The sequence below is a fragment of the Flintibacter sp. SJQ-8 genome, from assembly GCF_054108085.1.
In genome coordinates this window covers 309301-325712 of the sequence record NZ_JBPJWR010000004.1, presented here as the reverse complement: position 1 = coordinate 325712, position 16412 = coordinate 309301, and the positions used below count along the sequence as shown (strand labels likewise).

Here is a 16412-nt window from a genome sequence, read left to right as displayed (position 1 = left end):
TCTGGCGTGGATGAACAAGAGAAAATAAGGAGGACGGGACAATGAAGAGGGTGAGCAAACTGCTGCTTTTGGTTTTGGGATTTTCCGCAGGACTTCTCGCTGGGGCGTTTATCCGGCTGGGATTTGAGATCATCAATGGCCGCCCAGTGTCCATCGGGGGCGAAGCGTTGCTCCTTCCCCTGGTGATCCTCCTGATTTGCTTCGGATTCTCGCTGGGAAAAGAGGTCAGGGTGCAGAGGAATTTCAGCAAGGCCTATGAGCGGGGCTACCGGAAGGGGTACGGCGAGGGGCTGGAGGACGGGACAGTGAAGATCCACAGCCACATTGATGTGTACCACTTCCCGGAGAAGTTTCAAATCAAGTGAGCGCCTGGGGCTTCGGCCCCGGCCTTAATGCAGCTCCCCCAAGAGGGAACGGTCACAAGCCCGTGGAAATGCAGAGTGAGGCAAGTCACGGAGGCGGTTTGATGCGCTATCCCAAGAAACTATCCAAGCGGGCGGATGAGATCCTGGCCGCCCGCCGCCAGACCGCCCAAGAGCGCCACAGGAGCGCAATGGCGGCCCTGAATGAGCAGCACCCGGAGATCAATGCCGCAGGACGGGAGCTGGCGCGTCTATACGCACAGCGGGCGCGGGCCAGCCTGACCCATGACCAGGACACAAGCGAGATGGAGGAGGCAATCCGGGCAGCACAATCACGCCGGGCAGCGGCCCTGGCCGCCGCAGGCGTAACAGAAGCCGACCTGGAGCCAGCCTATACCTGCCCGCTCTGCAGAGACCGGGGCGTGAAGGAGGGCGGCCAGATGTGCGAGTGCCGCCAGGTCATCCTGAACCAGCTGGTGTACGAGCAGCTGTGCGATGTGTCCCCGGCGCGGGAATGCAGCTTCGAGAACTTCGAGCTGCGCTACTACGACGAAAAGCTGCGGCCCATTATGCGAAAGGTGGTGGAGAGCAGCCAGCGGTATATCCGGGAGTTCGGTGGCCAGAATCAGAGCCTGTTGTTCACTGGGGCACCGGGGCTGGGCAAGACCCACCTCTCCCTGGCCATCGCCGAGGGGGTGGCCAAGGCGGGCCACCTGGTTATGTATGTGTCCGCTCCGCACCTGATGGATCAACTGGAGCTGGGGAAATTCCATAAGGACGATGCGGCGCTGGAGTTCCGGGAGGTCATCTTCGGGTGCGACCTGCTGGTGATCGATGACCTGGGCACCGAGCTGGTGACCCGCTACACGCAGGCAGAGGTCTATGACCTGGTCAACCACCGCCTGAACACGGGCAAGCCCACAATCATCAACACCAACCTGGGACTGCAGGAGATCGAGCGAACTTACAGCAGCCGGGTGCATTCCCGTCTGGCGGGGATGTACGCAGTGGTGCAGTTCAGAGGCCGGGACATCCGCCTCCAGAAAAAGCAGGAGGGCTGACGATGAAGGACAGGGCACAAGACAGGAGCCAGCGGCGGGCCTGCACAGGCCGGTTCTGCACCATCTTCTACTGCGACAAGGTGCAGGCAAGCCGCTGCTGCGCCGACTGCGACAGGCAGTGCGCCAACGCCTGCCAGAACCATCCATCGCGGTGCGGGCTGGAGGACAAGGCCCGCAGAAGGAGGGGAAGAAAGTGCTGACCATCACGATCCAGGTGAACGCGCCGTCCGGCCAGGCTATCGGTATCAAGGAGGACATCGCCGCCTATCTGGAGAAGTTCGGCGACGCCAGTGTAGTGTCCATCGTGGAGAAGCTGCCGGAGCAGCTGCGGATGGACGGCCCACCGCAGCGCGGCGCTGGCCCCGCCGAGCGCACCCGGCAGGCGGTCTACGCAACCGGGAACAAGTGGGCCATCGAGAACTTCGAGGCCACACATGGATGAATGGGAGGTGATGCCCGATGACGAAAGAGGAATGGAAGCAGGCGGAGGAGGCCCTGACCCACTTCTTCCATCCGGTGGAGCTGAAGGTGGACGGATACGACATCACCCTGATTTTGGAGCGGGTGAGCGTGTATCAAAACAAGATCATGGTCTATATCGGCGGCGAGTTCCGGGGCCAGTGGATGGCCGAGGATTGCGAAGTGCGCCGCCGCTTCCTGCAGGAGCAGCGGCACAACATCCTCTCCGGCAAACAGAGGGCCGAGTTCGAACGGCTGCCGAAGCGGAGGCAGAAGGAACTGCGCGAGAAGTACCCCATGCAATATTCCTGCTTCACCCCGCAGTGGTCATCCTTTCGGGCGCTGAAGAGACACTTCTGCGCCAACAACCAAAGCATCGAACTGGTCAAGGTATGAGCAGGGGGCTTCGGCCCCCGGCCTTAATGCAGCTCCCCTCCAGGGGAACGGTCACAAGCCCGTGGAAATGCAGAGTGAGGCATCACAAGAACAGAAGGAGGTTAAGCCAATGCGAAACGCATCGAAGCGCATGGGGAAAAAGGGCACCCTGACCATCCCGCAGCACCTTCGGCACGAGCTGGGGCTGGACGGCGGCACCGCCGTGGATCTGACCCCTACGGGGGACGGCGGGCTGGTGATCCAGAAGCACCGCCCCACCTGCAATATCTGCCAGGGCACCTATGAGGTGGTGACCTTCCGGGGCTTCCAGATCTGCCGGGAGTGCTTCCTGGGCATCCGGGAGGAGGTCGAGAAACTTGGCTGACACACTGGTGGAGTTGAAAAACAAGAAGGAAGAGCGGGCCGACCAGGTACGGCGCTATGTGGACGAGTACGCGGCCCTGGCGCTGGAGGCTGACCGCATCAAGCAGCGGATGGACTGGCTGAAGGGCCAGTTTGAAACCATGGCCACAGTCGCGCTGAAGGACACCAAGCTGCTGTCCATCAGCTATTGGGGGAGCCAGAACAGCCGGGTGACGGTGACGAACACGGCCACGGTGAAGCCCATCTCCCTGACCATGGTGAAGAAGGTGCTGGGCGAGGTGGCCGGGGACTTCGTGAAGTCCGAAACCGTGGACAAGATGACGGAACCCTGCAAGCGGCTGCTGGCCATGGTCTGCCAGGGCAACTTCACGATGGGCAGCCTGGAGGAGACCATCCGGGCCATCACCAGCGACGCCAAGATCCAGGCGACCCTGCGGAAGAAGCTGAAGGGGCGCTATGAGAAGGACAAGGCGCTGCTGGAGAAGGTGGCGGGGCTGCCGGAGCAGGAGGCCAGCGACTGGGCGTTTCTGGCCGCCGAGGTCATCAACTGGGAATGGCTGGCGCAGGTTCTGGAGGCCGCAGGCTGGGAGGGCACCACCCAAGAGGCCATTGACATCATCCGCGCCGCCGTGATCGTGGAGGAAGGCATGAAGGTCGGCGTGGAGGCCGAGCAGCCGGAAGTGTAACAGAAAGGAGGGGCGGGCATGGCAGCCATCAACGCCCAGCAGATCAGGAAGATCTATGCCATTGGGAATGCCCTGGGCATTGTGGAGCGCGGGAACGAGGACGATGACCTTCACGCGCTGGTGTCCGCCCTGACCGGGAAAGACTCAGTGAAGTCCCTGACCTACACGGAGGCCCAGGCGGTGATCGCCGACCTGCAGAAGCGCCAGGGCGCGGCTCCGCTGCCCCGGCACAAGCCCAAGACCCACCCGGAGCGGCCAGGCGGGGCCACAGACGGCCAGCAGCGAAAGGTGTGGGCGCTCATGTATCAGCTGGCCAAGGCGGATAAGGAGCCCAGCACGGCCTCCCTGGGGGAGCGGCTGTGCGGCATCATCCGCAAGGAGCTGAAGGTGGACTCCACCCCCCAGCAGCCCTTTATCTGGCTGGACTTCCGGGCCTGCAACAAGCTGATCGAGGTGCTGAAGGGGTATGTGAACAACGCAAAGCGAGGTGGTGGGCACGGATGAGCGCGCTGGATCGGGTGCAGATGTCCGACCTGGATGAGGAACAGCAGCAGGTCGCTGAGCTGATCGGCCTGGACAACTACAAGCGGCTGGTGTCTGTGTTCGGGGGCCTGTCTATCTACATCCCCAAGGCGGACGCCTGGGAGCGGATGGCCCGCGATGAGCAGATCCGCGAGGAGTTCGATGGATACAACTTCAAGGAGCTGGCCGGAAGGTACGGATTGACAGAAGTGCGGATCAGGAGTATTGTATCAGATAAGATGCGGGAGGTGCGCACCCGACCTATGGATGGGCAACAATCCCTCTTTTAAGCAATTTCATAAAGGGCTTTATTTTCCCGCTTCGCAAATAGAAGGTACAATCGGTGTAAATCCGATGTACCTTCTATTTTTTTGCGCGGAGGTTTTTGTTATGACATTTGACGCTGGAACCTGGTGGCTGGCCGTGCTGCTGCTTGGATTTGTAACCGCCGGGCTGGTCTATCTGCTGAAGCGTTCTCTATTTGGACGCATCGACAAGCTGGACGAGTCGATGAAAGAAATCAGCGAAAACAGCGTGAAGAAGTCCGACTACGAGAGTACGGTTCAATCCCTGCAGGCAGACATCAAGCAGATCCGCGCTGACTACACCCCCCGCGCCGAGCACCGGAAGGATCTGGACGAGTGCCGTGGGGACATCAAGCAGATCAAAGCGGACTACATCACTAAGGAGGACTTCTTCCGGGAGCAGGCTAAGACAGACCGGAAGCTCGACCGGATCATGGATATATTGCTGGAAATGAAAGGGGATAAGAAGAGTGAGTAATCTTGAAAAGCGCGCTCTGCGGGCGGGCAGCTTTGTTCATAACAACGGCAAGGTGCTGCGGACGGTGAACATCCTCCGGCTGAAGTACAACAAGCTGACGGGTGTGCAGAGTGTCCTGGAGGATGACGGCATCGCCGAGGATGAGTTTCTGGACAGCGTGAACTTCCTGACTGAAGAGGGCTACATCCATCTGCGGCGCATCTCCAACAAAGAGCCTGCGGCCCTGGCCGACACGGACTACACGGCGCTGGAGGCCAAGCTGACGGGCAAGGGCATCCGGCTGCTGGCCGGTGGCATCGAGGACGATATGATCGAGGTGTAAGGGATGGGTAAGAAAGCGGGCAACCGAAAGCACAGCAAAATAGACGCTCTCGACCCCGCCCTGCGGGAGACAGTGGAGCAGATGCTCCTGTCCGGCAGCACCTATTCCGAGATCGTAGACTTCCTGGGGGCAAACGGTGTGGGCATCTCCGTTGCCAGCGTCTGCCGCTACGCCAGAGCATATCAGGCGGAGGTGCAGATGCTGAACATGGCCCAAGAGAACTTCCGGCGCATGATGGATGAGCTGGACAAATACCCCGACCTGGACACCACCGAGGCCATCATCCGGCTGACCAGCCAGAACCTGCTCAACGCCCTGGCCAACACCTCGGAGGAGGATTGGCAGGGGGTAAGCATCGACAAGATGCTGCGGGAGGCCAACGCGCTGGTGCGCGCAGCGGCCTATAAGAAGCGGGTGGAGATCCAGAACCAGGACACCACAGAGGCGGGCCTGGACGCGGTGAAGTCCCTGGTGTGGCAGGCCATGGCCAAGGAGCGGCCTGACCTTTACCGCCAGGTCAATGAGTTCCTGAACAGCAAGAAACAGGACGGACTGGAAGCGAGGTGAGGACATGGTAAGATGGTATGTCCTGCAGGTATCAACCGGGCAGGAAACCGGGGTGCGCGACGCGCTGCAGGGCCTGGGCATCCGGGCGGCAGTGCCCCGCGAGGAGCGGGCGATCCGCAACGGCGGAGGCTGGACAACGAAGGTCTACACGCTGCTGCCGGGCTATGTATTCCTGGCGCTGGAGTACAGTGCGGAGAACTACTACCGGGTGAAGGCGATCCCCCATGTACTCCGCTTCCTCGGCCCCAACGGGCTGTCCCCCTCCTATCTGACCCACCTGGAGGTGGAGTGGCTGCGGCTGCTGGACAACGGCGGCGAGGTGCTGAAGCCCTCCAGGGTGGAGACGCTGCCGGAGGGCGGTGTGCGGATCGTGGAGGGTGTGCTGAGGCACTTCCCCGTCAGCCGCATCGACCTTGACAAGCGCGCCCGCCGCGCCAAGGTGGAGATCAGCTTGTGCGGGGAGCTGAAAACACTCACCCTCTCCACGGAGGGCGGTGAGGATGAGGACGAGAGTTCTTAAAGGGCGTTTACAGGAAGCCGGACAAAGCAGGCGGTTGATTCGTCCCGCCTGGGGAGGCCGGTGGAAATACAGTGCAAAAGAACCGGGCTGAACAGCAGGCTGGGTGGCGAAGCACACCCCTTCGCCCCCTGTTTTTCACCCCCGGTTCTTTCTATTGCCCGGAATACCGTTTAAGCCGCGCACAAACCCCTTTAAATTCGCCGCACCGGGCAGGCGGGGGTAATTCCCCAAACGGCCCGGAAAGGCCGCTGTGGGGCGTTTACGGCCCCCTGTTGAAAGCGGGAGGAGGACAGGCCATTTTGAATAAGCGAAAAAAGCAGAGCATCAACGCCCTGGCGGGAGCCATCGCCGAGGCAGAGAGCCAATTATACAGTGAGGAGGGTACAGATTTAAACGGTCTGCGCGCACTCCTAAAAGGTTTCTTAAACAAGGACGACTCCCCGGAGCGCGTCCAGCTTCGGCGGGAGTTTGAAGCGGGGCACCCCATGACGGGGCCGGGGGGCCTGCGCTGGAAGCTGGGAGCCATCGATATGGAGTTCTTTGGGCGGGCCTACTTCCCCCACTACTTCAGCAAGCCCTCCCCGGAGTTTCACCGGGAGTTGGACGCAATCTGGCAGCAGGGTGTGCTGAAGGGGCGCTATCCCCTGACGGCGGCGGACACCAAGATGATCAGCCGCCTGCCGGGAACACGCCGGGCGGTGGCGGCCCCCCGTGGACACGCCAAGTCCACCAACCTGACCTTTAAAGGCACGATGCACTCTACCCTGTACGGATACAAGCACTATCCCATCATCATTTCGGACAGCTCCGAGCAGGCAGAGGGCTTCTTGGACAACATCCGGGTGGAGTTTGAGGAGAACACGGCGATCCTGGAGGACTTCGGGGTGCTGGCGGGCAGCGTGTGGCGCAGCAATGTGCTGCTGACCAAGACTAACATCAAGATCGAGGCCATTGGCAGCGGTAAGAAGATCCGTGGCCGGAAGCACCGGAATTGGCGGCCCGACCTGATCATCCTGGATGATGTGGAGAACGATGAGAATGTGCGGACGCCGGAGCAGCGCAAGAAGCTGAAGGACTGGTTTGACAAGGCGGTAAGCAAGTGCGGCGATGACTACACCGACATTATCTATATTGGCACCCTGCTCCACTATGACAGCCTGCTGGCCAAAACGCTGACCAACCCGGCCTACCGCTCCATCAAGTACAAGGCGGTGATCCAATTTTCCCAGGCGGATGACCTGTGGCAGCAGTGGGAAACCATCTTCACCGACCTGTCCAACGATGACCGGGAATCTGAGGCGCTGGCCTTCTTCCAGGCGCACAAGGAGGCCATGCTGGAGGGCACCCAGGTCTTGTGGGAGGAAAAGCTGTCCTACTACGACCTGATGGTGATGCGGGTGTCGGAGGGCGAGGCATCGTTTAACTCCGAGGAGCAGAACGAGCCGATCAACCCGGATGACTGCCTGTTCATGGAGGAATGGTTTGACTACTACAACGAGGCGGAGGTCAACTTCGGCGACCCGGCCTTCGATTTCTTTGGGTTCATCGACCCCTCGCTGGGCAAGACCAAGCGGAGCGACTTCTCCGCCATCGTCACCCTGGCCAAGCACAAGGGCAGCGGGTATATGTATGTGGTAGACGCGGACATCGAGCGGCGTCACCCTGACCGGATCATCGCGGATGTGCTGGCCAAGGAGCGGTGGCTCCGGGCCAGCTTCGGGCACGGCTACCGGAAGCTGGGCGCGGAGACAAACCAGTTCCAGTGGTTCCTGAAGGAGGAGCTGGCCAAGGCCAGCGCCAAGGCCGGGCTTTACCTCCCAATCGAGGAGGTGCAGCAGACCAGCGACAAGGTCATGCGTATCCAGACGCTGCAGCCGGATGTAAAGAACAAGTATATCAAATTCAACCGCCGCCATAAGCGGCTGCTGGAGCAGCTGACACAGTTCCCCATGGGGGCGCATGACGATGGCCCGGACGCCCTGGAGGGTGCGCGCTCCATCGCAAAGAGGGTGAAGCGGTTCCGCATCGTGAATCGGGCCGAGTTTGGAATTTAAGGAGGGGTTTCATGGGCTTATCAAGAATGGCCAGCAAGTGTAACATTTGCCCGCAGCGCGACAGATGTTCACGCAAGCGGATGGAAGGCTTGGGCTATATTCAGCCCGCCACCACAGATGTGGCAGAGGCTGCGGCGGCTCCTGTTCTGAAAAAGCACCGTTACAGAGAGGTGAAAGTAGCAGACGGCATGACCGTAACGATTGACTTGGAAGAAGTAGCCGAGAAAATCAGGCAGGACTTTTATCAATCACAGCTGGGGAGGTTTTGTTAAATGCCGGTCATCTTCATGGAACGATCCCTGCTAGACAGCCTGACGGAGGCGGACATCAAGGAGATCATTGACGAAAACGAGGGGCACACCAAGTACGCCAGGCTGGAGGGATACTACGAGGGCGACCACGACATCCTCCGGCACAGGAAGAAGGATAGCACCGCCCCCAATAACCGCCTGGTCAACAACATGGCGAAATATATCACGGACACGGCCACCGGGTACTTCATCGGCAAGCCGGTGGTCTACAGCTCCCAAAATGACGCATACCTGGAGGCGCTGCAGGACATCTTCGACTACAACGATGAGCAGGACGAGAACATGGAGCTGGCCAAGGGTGCCAGCATCAACGGGGACTGCTTTGAAATGCTCTACCTGGATGAGGACGCGCAGATCCGCTTCACCAAGGTGCCGCCTGACGGCTGCATTTATATCTGCGAGACGGGGTACAACACGCCCATGGCGGCCATCCGCATCGTGTACTCCAAGGACAAGGACAAGAACATCATCAAGAAGGTGGAGTTCTGGACGGCCCAGGACTGCTGGTATTTCCGCAGCATCAACGGCGGGGCGCTGGAGCTGCTGGACATCCGGGAGCATTACTGGGGGGATGTGCCCTTTGTGGAGTACATCAACAACGAGGAGCGCCTTGGGGACTTCGAGGGCGTGATCACGCTGATCGACGCATACAACCGGGTGGAGAGCAACACGGCGAACTTCTTCCAGTACAACGATGAGGCGCTGCTGAAGGTGCTGAAGATGGGGGCCGTGACCTCCCAGGACATTGCGGAGATGAAGGAAAAGGGAGCCATCATCCTAGAGGACGGCGGCGACATCCAGTGGCTCATCAAAGAGGTGAGCGACACGGCCCTGGAGAACTACAAGAAGCGGCTGCGGGAGGATATGCACATCTTCTCGGCGGTGCCCAACCTGACGGACGCGAACTTCGGCGGCAACCTGTCCGGCGTGGCGGTGTCCTATAAGCTGTGGGGGCTGGAGCAGATCTGCGCCATCAAGGAGCGGAAGTTCAAGCGCGGCCTGCAGCGGCGCATCGAGCTGATCACCCACATCCTGAACATCCAGGGCGGCCAGTTTGACTACCGGGACATTGACATCCAATTCCGGCGCAACAAGCCGCAGAATGTGCTGGAGATCGCGCAGATCATCACCATGCTGTCCGGGGAGTTGTCCCGCGAAACCCGCCTGCAGATGCTGCCCACCATCGACAATGTGCAGGATGAACTGCAGAAGCTGGAGGATGAGAAGCAGCAGGAGGTCAACAGCTTCGGCCAGTACAACGCCCTGGCCCAGGCGCTGGCCCAGGCCAAGGCCCAGCCGGAGGGAGCGGAGGCTTCCCCGGAAGATGAGCCGGAGGAAAAGGCTGGTGAGGGCGCATGAGCTACTGGACGCGCAACGAGTGGATCGAGGACGCCAAGGAGCGGGTGCTGCAGAACACCAAGCGCACCGACGATTACGCCAGGGAGCTGATCTTCCTCTATGACGAGGCGGCCTTCAACATTGAGAAGGAGATCGAGGCGCTGTTTGCCCGTTTTGCCAAGGACAACGGGCTGACCGAGGAGGCGGCCCGGCAGCTCCTGGAGGGCAAGGAGTACAGCGTGTGGCGCAAATCCATCGAGGAATACATCGCCGAGGCATCTGACGCGGCCAAGGGCAGCAAGGCCCTGCTGGAGCTGAACACCCTGGCTATGAAGAGCCGGATCACCCGGAAGGAGCAGCTGCTGGCCAATGTCTACCAGAACATGATCGACCTGGCCGAGGACAGCACCACGAAGCTGGACACCCTGCTGGGCGATATGCTGCAGGTCAACTACTACGAGAGCTGCTTCTCCATCCAGCGGGGGATCGGCCTGGGCTTCCATGTGGCGAAGATCGACAAAAAGCTGATCCAGCGGGTGCTGTCCTTCCCATGGAGCGAGAAGCACTACTCCGAGGCCGTGTGGGGGGCCTGCGACCACCTTTCGGCGCTGGCCAAGCGGGAGATCACCCTGGGCTTCATCCAGGGGAGCAGCGTCCAGAAGATGGCCTGCGCCATCGATGAGGTAATGGACAAGGGGCGCTACAACGCCGAGCGTCTGGTGCGGACGGAGTGCAAATACTTCGCCAACCAGGGCGAGGTGATGGGCTACAAGGAGAGCGGCATCGAGGAATACCAGTTTCTCGGCGGCACCGAGCATTCCGGCAGCTGCACCTGCAGCGACCTGAATGGGCGGGTGTTCCGGGTGGATGAAGCGGAGCCGGGTGTGAACCTGCCGCCCATCCACCCCAACTGCCTGTGTATCATCCGGGCGTATTTCAAGAAGAGCGTCTTTGCCAAACGGGAGGGCAATCCCCTGGACGGCAATATCAAATTTGAGGAATGGAAGAAAAAATATGCTTCCTGAACGCGGGCGCGGCCCGCCTGTAAACCAGGTAAAAACGCCTTTTGAGGGGCGTTTTTATATTCTACTTTTACACGACTACACAAGGAGGAATTGACGATGGCAGAAACCACGACCACCACCGGCACCGCCCCTGCCGCAGGCGGCGAGGGGCAGACCCCCCAGCAGACCAATCAGCAGCCCACAACGCCCACCGCAGAGCAGCGCACGGCCTTCCAGAAGTTTTGGGACTCCCTCTTCGGAGGCAAGGAGGAACCGGCCCCCGGCTCCGGCGAGGGCACCAAGAAGGACGGCGACCCTGCCCCCAAGGAGGGTGAGGGCACCAAGCAGGAACCCCAGGGTGGCAAGAGCTATTCCGAGGCCGATGTGGAGGCCAAGATCGCGGAGGCCAAGGCCGCATGGGAGGCTGAACAGCAGGAGAAGCAGCGGCTGGCCAAGCTGTCCCCGGAGGAGCGGGCCAAGGCCGAGGGCGAGGCCCAGGCGCAGGAGCTGACCAAGCTGCGCACGGAGCTGCTGCAGCGTGACCTGAAGGACGCGGCGGTGAAGAAGCTGACCGATGAGGGCTTCCCCGTGGGGCTGGCCGACCTGCTGACCTACACGGACAAGGAGAGCATGGAAAAGAGCCTGCAGCAGACCCAGGAGGTATTCAAGAGCGCGCTGGAGGCCGCCGTGAAGGAGCGCCTGCGGGGAAAGACCCCGGAGGGGCTTGGCGGCGGGGCCAAGGCGGAGAACACCGTGAAAGACCAGATCGCGCAGGGCATCAGAGGAGGCATGATGTAATATGGCCAATGTATTTGAATATGCGAGCGTATTCCAGAGCGAGCTGGACAAGGCCGCCGTTGAGCAGGCCACTTCCGGCTGGATGGAGCTGAACGACAAGCTGGTGCGCTACAACGGCGGCGCGGAGGTGAAGATCCCCAGCATGGACATGGACGGCCTGGCCGACTATGACCGCGACAAGGGCTTTGTGGAGGGTTCGGTCAACCTGAAGTGGGAGACCAAGGAGATGACCCAGGACAGAGGCCGCCAGTTCACTTTCGATGAGAACGAGGTCAACGAGACCAACTTCGTGGTGACCGCAGCCCAGGTCATGGGCGAGTTCCAGCGCACCAAGGTGATCCCGGAGATCGATGCATACCGCTACAGCAAGATCGCCAGCCTGTGCATCGCCAAAGAGCGGGCGGGCTATGAGTACACCCCCACGGAGAACGACATCCTGAAGAAGCTCTACTATGACATCGCGGCTGTGCAGGATGTGGTGGGCGATGAGACCCCGCTGGTGATCACGATGGCCCGCCCCGTGGCCGCCATCCTGGATATGTCCAGCACCCTGTCCAAGAGTCTGAGCGTGATGGACTTCAAGCAGGGCGATGTCACGGTGAAGGTGAAGAGCCTGAACGGTGAGTTCCCCATCATCCGCGTGGGCAGCGGGCGGATGAAAACCAGCTACCAGTTCTATGACGGCACCACTTCGACCCAGGAGAAGGGCGGCTTTGCAGCTGCGGAGGATGCCAAGGACATCAACTGGATCATCAGCCCCCGCACCGCCCCTATCGCCGTGTCCCGCACGGACAAGGTGCGGATCTTCGACCCGGAGACCTATCAGAAGAAGCGGGCCTGGGCGACGGACTACCGCAAGTACCATGATCTGTGGGTGCCGGACAACAAGCTGACGGCCATGTGGGTGAACATCAAGCAGGCCAAGGCTGGCGGCAGAGACGGCTAAGAGAAGGAGGATATGCGCCATGATTACTTTGAAGAGACTGAATGAAGTCCGGCAGGTGGCCAGCGAGGAGCGGGCCGCCAAGCTGGAGAAGAAGGGCTTCACCCGGATCGGCGGCTCCGCCGAGGCGGAGGGGCGTCCGGTGACGGAGGCCGATCTGGAGAAGCTGGGCGACGCCCTGCTTGACCGTCTGAAGGCCGAGAGCAAGGGCGGCACGAAGAAGGGCGGCAAGGCCAAGGAGGAGCCGGATGGATCAGGAACTGGTGAGCCGGATAGCGGCAACGGCGAAAAGTGACCTGCAGCTGCCGGATGAGCAGCTGCCCACCATCGAGCGGTATGTGAAGCGGGCCATCAGCCGCATCCTGGTATTCTGCGGACGGGAGGACTTTCCTCCCCCGCTTGAGGATGTGGCGGCGCAGATTGTGGAGGATATGCTCCGGGCCGACCAGGTGGCCCCATCGGAGAACGATGTGGCCAGCGTTACGCGGGGCGACACCAGCATCAGCTACCGGGACAAGGCCAACAGCCTGAAGGAGACGGTGGCTTTTGTGAAGAACTATGAGAGCCAGCTCATCCCCTTCAAGCGGATGAAGCTGCCGAAGGACTGCCCCCCATGACGGAAGCCGACATCCTGGCGCTGACCTACCAGGACAGCTGCTGGGTGTACCGTCCGCAGAAAACTACCCTGCCCTCCGGGGAGAGCGTGTTCCAGAAGGGGCTGGACGGCAGACAGGTATATGAGAATATACCCTGCGCCCTCTCCAGCCCCTCCGGGGGCAAGCTGGGGAAAAAGGAACCCACCGCCAGCATTGACACCGACTTCCTGCTCTTTGTCCGCCCGGAGGTGGAGATCGAGCCTGGGGACACGGTGAAGGTGATCCGGCTGGGCCGGGAGTACCTGACGGAGGCCGGGCTTGCGGATCGGCAGCCCTCCCACAACAATGTGCCGCTGAAGCTGGCGAAGGCGAAAGCATGAGCCGGACAGAATACCGCTTCGATGGCCTCGACGCGCAGGAGCAGCAGCTCTCCCGCATGATCGAGGAGGAATATCCCGCTGAGTTTCGGGCGATGGTCATTCAGATCGCCCGTGAGCTGCAAGGCAAGGTCAAGGAAAAGACCCCGCACAAGACGGGCCGCCTTCAGGACAGTTGGAAGGTCGGCCCGATTGTCAAGAAGGGGGACACCTATTATATCGAGGTCTACACCAATGTGGAGTACGCGGAGCCAGTGGAGTATGGGCACCGGACGCGGGGCGGGCGCAGCTTTGTGCCGGGCAAGCACATGATGGAGCTGTCCCTGGAGGAGCTGAACCAGGCCCTGCCCGGTTTCCTGCGGGAATGGCTCAGCGACTTCATCAGCACCCATGACCTGTGAGGAGGGAGAGCATGGCCACCACCATTTACGAGGCCATCCGCAGCAGCCTGATCGCCCTGCTGAAGGGGTGCTGGCCCGCCTTCGATGTGTTTGGTGAGGGGATCGACAAGACGCAGGAGGCAGGCCGGGCAGAGCTGGAGGATTATATCTATCTGGACATCATCCCCTCCGGCAACCAGCCCGCAGGCCGGGGCTACACAGACCGCAGCATCCTGGTGGACGCCGCGCTCCACACCAAGGGCGAGAGCAATCTGGAGTACCTGCAGATCAGCCAGGAGCTGGACGATCTGCTGCGCCCGGTATTCCGCTTTACCGACAAAGGCGAGGCCAGGGCGGTGACCATTCCCGACCTGGCCTTCAATATTGTGGACAAGGTACTCCACGCCACCTTCACGCTGGCCTTCCGCGACAGCATTGAGGAGCCGGAGGCCCCGCCGCTCATGGCAGAGCTAGAGTCCAACATCCGAACCAACCGAAAGGAGTGATTTTATGGGCTTGCCCGAAATCATCATTGAATTTAAGACCAAGGGCGTGACCGCCATCAAGCGCAGCGCACGGGGCATCGTGGCCATCGTTCTGAAAGACGACACCGAAGAGGGCCAGGCGCTGAACATCTACAAGAGTGTGCTGGATGTGGATCCCACCCACTTCACGGCGCGCAACTATGAGTACCTGAAGCTGGTCTATGAGGGTTCCCCCTCCAAGACCATCGTGCTGAAGGTGGCCACCACGGAAGAGAACCTGAACCCGCAGCTGAAGCAGCTGAACGACCTGAAGTGGAATTACCTGGTCATCCCTGGGATCACCGAGGATGAAAAGACCACGGTGGCCGCCTGGATCAAGGAGGCGCGAGACGATCACCACAAGACCTTCAAGGCGGTGCTGCCCAACTGCAAGGGCGACCACGAGGGCATCATCAACCTGACCACGGACAAAATCACCAGTACCCTCGGCACCACGGCCTTCAGCACGGCGGAGTATTGCTGCCGCATCGCTGGTGTGCTGGCGGGGCTGTCCCTGGCCCGGAGCTGCACCTACTTTGAGCTGTCCGACATCACCGCCGCCGAAGTACCGGAGGATGCGGATGAGCGCATCGACAACGGGGAGCTGGTCATCGTCTTTGACGGGGAGAAGTACAAGATCGGGCGCGGCGTGAACAGCCTGACCTCCTTCACCCCGGAGCATGGCCAGGACTTCTCGAAGATCAAGATCATCGAGGGCGTTGACCTGTACCAGGATGACATCCGGGAAACCTTTGAGTCCTCCTATGTGGGAAAGGTCATCAACGACTACGACAACAAGCAGGCGTTTGTGGCCGCGATCCTGGCCTATCACCGGGAGCTGGAGGGCAATGTTCTGGACAGAACCTTTGACAATACCGCCGCCATCGATGTGGAGGCCCAGGAGACCTATCTGCAGAGCCAGGGCACCGACACCTCCGAGATGGATGAAACCGCCCTGGCCCAGGCGAATACCGGCTCCAAGGTCTTTATCGCCAGCAATGTCAAGTTTGTGGACGCGATGGAAGATCTGAAGCTGACCTGCAATATGTAAGGAGGGCAGAAGCATGAGCAAATTGAGAGGCAACCGTACCCTGACGGGCACCTGGGGCGAGATTTGGGTGGACGGCGAGCTGATCGCCGAGCTGTCCAAGATTGAGGTCAAGGTAAGCGCCAACCGTGAGGATGTGCAGCTGGACATTGATGTGGACAGCAAGATGACCGGCATCAAGGGTGAGTTCACTCTGACCATCAAGAAGGCGTACACCCGCTACAACAAGGTGCTGGAGAGCTGGAAGAAGGGTGTTGACCTTCGCAGCCAGATCATCACCAAGCTGGCCGACCCGGACGCCACCAACGGGCAGCAGGAGCGTTACAGCATCGACAACTGCTGGTATAACGACCTGCCCCTGGTCACCTACGAGAAGGGTGGCCTGATCGAGGAGGAAGCCACTGGTGGCTTCACCCCGTCCGACATGGTCAACCTGGACGCCATTTCCGCATAAGAGGAGGAAGCAAGCATGGACACTGATAAGAAAAAGCTGCTGGCTGATTTTTCGCACCGCGCCCTTCAGCGGTTGAGGGATAAGAAGATCCCCAAGCGGCAGACTTTGCATATTCCCAGCATGGACATGGATCTGACGATTCGCAGCCTGGACTATGGGGAAATCATGGAGTGTATGACGCTGGAGGACAACGGCGACATCAAGCGCAGTGACAAGTACAGCATCTATCTGGCCGCCGTGGAACCGAGCCTGCGGGATACAGCCAAAGAGGTCATGGCCATGGAAGCCGAACTGCCCCCGGAGGATCGGGAGCTGAAGGAGCCGCTGGACATCGTGAATATGTTTGACCTGTCGGAGATCACACAGATCTCCACAGCCATCATGGAGCTGTCCGGCGCGATGAACGGCAAAGTGACCGTGGTGGAAGATTTAAAAAAGTAATTGCCCAGGACGGCGATGCATATCTGCTCCACTACTACATCCAGAAGGGATGGAAGGCGGAGGAGTTTCTAAGCCTGGACTTGGAGTCCAGGCTTTTCTATCA

General features: G+C 60.5%; 27 protein-coding genes. All 27 read left to right on the top strand.

Annotation, left to right across the window (positions count from 1 at the left end; genetic code table 11):
- Positions 1-41: 41 nt before the first annotated feature.
- The 27 genes from ACSAMP_RS02575 to ACSAMP_RS02445 all read left to right on the top strand — a co-directional run bounded on the left by ACSAMP_RS02575 (position 42) and on the right by ACSAMP_RS02445 (position 16309).
- Positions 42-365 carry a hypothetical protein gene (locus ACSAMP_RS02575; RefSeq protein ID WP_457799392.1) on the top strand — a complete coding sequence of 108 codons (324 nt, stop codon included), beginning with the start codon at positions 42-44 and terminating at the stop codon, positions 363-365.
- A 101-nt stretch (positions 366-466) separates the two neighbouring features.
- Positions 467-1423 carry an ATP-binding protein gene (locus ACSAMP_RS02570; protein ID WP_020990064.1) on the top strand — a complete coding sequence of 319 codons (957 nt, stop codon included), beginning with the start codon at positions 467-469 and terminating at the stop codon, positions 1421-1423.
- A 2-nt stretch (positions 1424-1425) separates the two neighbouring features.
- Positions 1426-1623, top strand: a complete 198-nt coding sequence (locus ACSAMP_RS02565) for a hypothetical protein (protein WP_008982877.1) — start codon at positions 1426-1428, stop codon at positions 1621-1623.
- Positions 1617-1865 carry a hypothetical protein gene (locus ACSAMP_RS02560; RefSeq protein WP_020990063.1) on the top strand — a complete coding sequence of 83 codons (249 nt, stop codon included), beginning with the start codon at positions 1617-1619 and terminating at the stop codon, positions 1863-1865. The genes ACSAMP_RS02565 and ACSAMP_RS02560 overlap by 7 nt, the downstream gene beginning before the upstream one ends.
- A gap of 17 nt (positions 1866-1882) precedes the next feature.
- Positions 1883-2278, top strand: coding sequence for a hypothetical protein (locus ACSAMP_RS02555; RefSeq protein WP_008982875.1), 396 nt, complete (start codon positions 1883-1885; stop codon positions 2276-2278).
- A 109-nt stretch (positions 2279-2387) separates the two neighbouring features.
- A complete protein-coding gene (locus tag ACSAMP_RS02550; RefSeq protein WP_337649168.1) occupies positions 2388-2642 on the top strand; it encodes an AbrB/MazE/SpoVT family DNA-binding domain-containing protein in 255 nt (84 codons plus the stop codon).
- Positions 2635-3327, top strand: coding sequence for a hypothetical protein (locus tag ACSAMP_RS02545; RefSeq protein WP_457799391.1), 693 nt, complete (start codon positions 2635-2637; stop codon positions 3325-3327). Before ACSAMP_RS02550 ends, ACSAMP_RS02545 begins: the two co-directional genes overlap by 8 nt.
- Positions 3328-3345: 18 nt before the next feature.
- Positions 3346-3831, top strand: a complete 486-nt coding sequence (locus ACSAMP_RS02540; protein WP_444003089.1) for a regulatory protein GemA — start codon at positions 3346-3348, stop codon at positions 3829-3831.
- Positions 3828-4139 (top strand): Mor transcription activator family protein, encoded by a 312-nt coding sequence (locus ACSAMP_RS02535; protein WP_444003090.1) that lies wholly within the window; start codon positions 3828-3830, stop codon positions 4137-4139. The genes ACSAMP_RS02540 and ACSAMP_RS02535 overlap by 4 nt, the downstream gene beginning before the upstream one ends.
- Before the next feature lie 100 nt (positions 4140-4239).
- On the top strand, positions 4240-4632 hold the full coding sequence (locus tag ACSAMP_RS02530; protein ID WP_008982870.1) for a hypothetical protein: 393 nt from the start codon (positions 4240-4242) through the stop codon (positions 4630-4632).
- Positions 4625-4954, top strand: a complete 330-nt coding sequence (locus tag ACSAMP_RS02525; RefSeq protein ID WP_287827421.1) for a type VI secretion protein — start codon at positions 4625-4627, stop codon at positions 4952-4954. Before ACSAMP_RS02530 ends, ACSAMP_RS02525 begins: the two co-directional genes overlap by 8 nt.
- Positions 4955-4957: 3 nt before the next feature.
- Complete coding sequence (locus ACSAMP_RS02520) at positions 4958-5521, top strand: phage protein Gp27 family protein (protein ID WP_444003092.1); 564 nt, start codon at positions 4958-4960, stop codon at positions 5519-5521.
- Positions 5522-5525: 4 nt separating this feature from the next.
- Positions 5526-6041, top strand: a complete 516-nt coding sequence (locus tag ACSAMP_RS02515) for a transcription termination/antitermination NusG family protein (RefSeq protein ID WP_444003093.1) — start codon at positions 5526-5528, stop codon at positions 6039-6041.
- Between the two features lie 299 nt (positions 6042-6340).
- A complete protein-coding gene (gene terL, locus ACSAMP_RS02510; protein ID WP_008982865.1) occupies positions 6341-8095 on the top strand; it encodes a phage terminase large subunit in 1755 nt (584 codons plus the stop codon).
- A gap of 11 nt (positions 8096-8106) precedes the next feature.
- Positions 8107-8367 carry a hypothetical protein gene (locus ACSAMP_RS02505; RefSeq protein WP_008982864.1) on the top strand — a complete coding sequence of 87 codons (261 nt, stop codon included), beginning with the start codon at positions 8107-8109 and terminating at the stop codon, positions 8365-8367.
- Positions 8368-9765 carry a phage portal protein gene (locus tag ACSAMP_RS02500; protein WP_008982863.1) on the top strand — a complete coding sequence of 466 codons (1398 nt, stop codon included), beginning with the start codon at positions 8368-8370 and terminating at the stop codon, positions 9763-9765.
- A complete protein-coding gene (locus ACSAMP_RS02495) occupies positions 9762-10769 on the top strand; it encodes a minor capsid protein (protein ID WP_008982862.1) in 1008 nt (335 codons plus the stop codon). The genes ACSAMP_RS02500 and ACSAMP_RS02495 overlap by 4 nt, the downstream gene beginning before the upstream one ends.
- A 96-nt stretch (positions 10770-10865) precedes the next feature.
- Positions 10866-11546: a DUF4355 domain-containing protein gene (locus ACSAMP_RS02490; RefSeq protein WP_008982861.1), complete on the top strand. Its 681-nt coding sequence runs from the start codon at positions 10866-10868 to the stop codon at positions 11544-11546.
- 1 nt (position 11547) lies between these two features.
- Positions 11548-12492: a hypothetical protein gene (locus ACSAMP_RS02485; RefSeq protein ID WP_008982860.1), complete on the top strand. Its 945-nt coding sequence runs from the start codon at positions 11548-11550 to the stop codon at positions 12490-12492.
- Between the two features lie 19 nt (positions 12493-12511).
- Positions 12512-12784: a hypothetical protein gene (locus ACSAMP_RS02480; protein ID WP_008982859.1), complete on the top strand. Its 273-nt coding sequence runs from the start codon at positions 12512-12514 to the stop codon at positions 12782-12784.
- Entirely contained in the window at positions 12738-13106 is a 369-nt protein-coding gene (locus tag ACSAMP_RS02475; RefSeq protein WP_020990062.1) for a head-tail connector protein, read from the top strand. Before ACSAMP_RS02480 ends, ACSAMP_RS02475 begins: the two co-directional genes overlap by 47 nt.
- Positions 13103-13465, top strand: coding sequence for a hypothetical protein (locus tag ACSAMP_RS02470; RefSeq protein WP_008982857.1), 363 nt, complete (start codon positions 13103-13105; stop codon positions 13463-13465). The genes ACSAMP_RS02475 and ACSAMP_RS02470 overlap by 4 nt, the downstream gene beginning before the upstream one ends.
- Positions 13462-13863, top strand: coding sequence for an HK97 gp10 family phage protein (locus tag ACSAMP_RS02465; protein ID WP_008982856.1), 402 nt, complete (start codon positions 13462-13464; stop codon positions 13861-13863). Before ACSAMP_RS02470 ends, ACSAMP_RS02465 begins: the two co-directional genes overlap by 4 nt.
- An 11-nt stretch (positions 13864-13874) precedes the next feature.
- Complete coding sequence (locus ACSAMP_RS02460) at positions 13875-14348, top strand: phage tail terminator family protein (RefSeq protein ID WP_008982855.1); 474 nt, start codon at positions 13875-13877, stop codon at positions 14346-14348.
- 4 nt (positions 14349-14352) lie between these two features.
- Positions 14353-15417, top strand: coding sequence for a phage tail sheath C-terminal domain-containing protein (locus tag ACSAMP_RS02455; protein ID WP_008982854.1), 1065 nt, complete (start codon positions 14353-14355; stop codon positions 15415-15417).
- Between the two features lie 13 nt (positions 15418-15430).
- Positions 15431-15868, top strand: coding sequence for a phage tail tube protein (locus ACSAMP_RS02450; protein WP_008982853.1), 438 nt, complete (start codon positions 15431-15433; stop codon positions 15866-15868).
- 15 nt (positions 15869-15883) lie between these two features.
- Complete coding sequence (locus ACSAMP_RS02445; RefSeq protein ID WP_008982852.1) at positions 15884-16309, top strand: hypothetical protein; 426 nt, start codon at positions 15884-15886, stop codon at positions 16307-16309.
- The last annotated feature ends 103 nt before the right edge of the window (positions 16310-16412 follow it).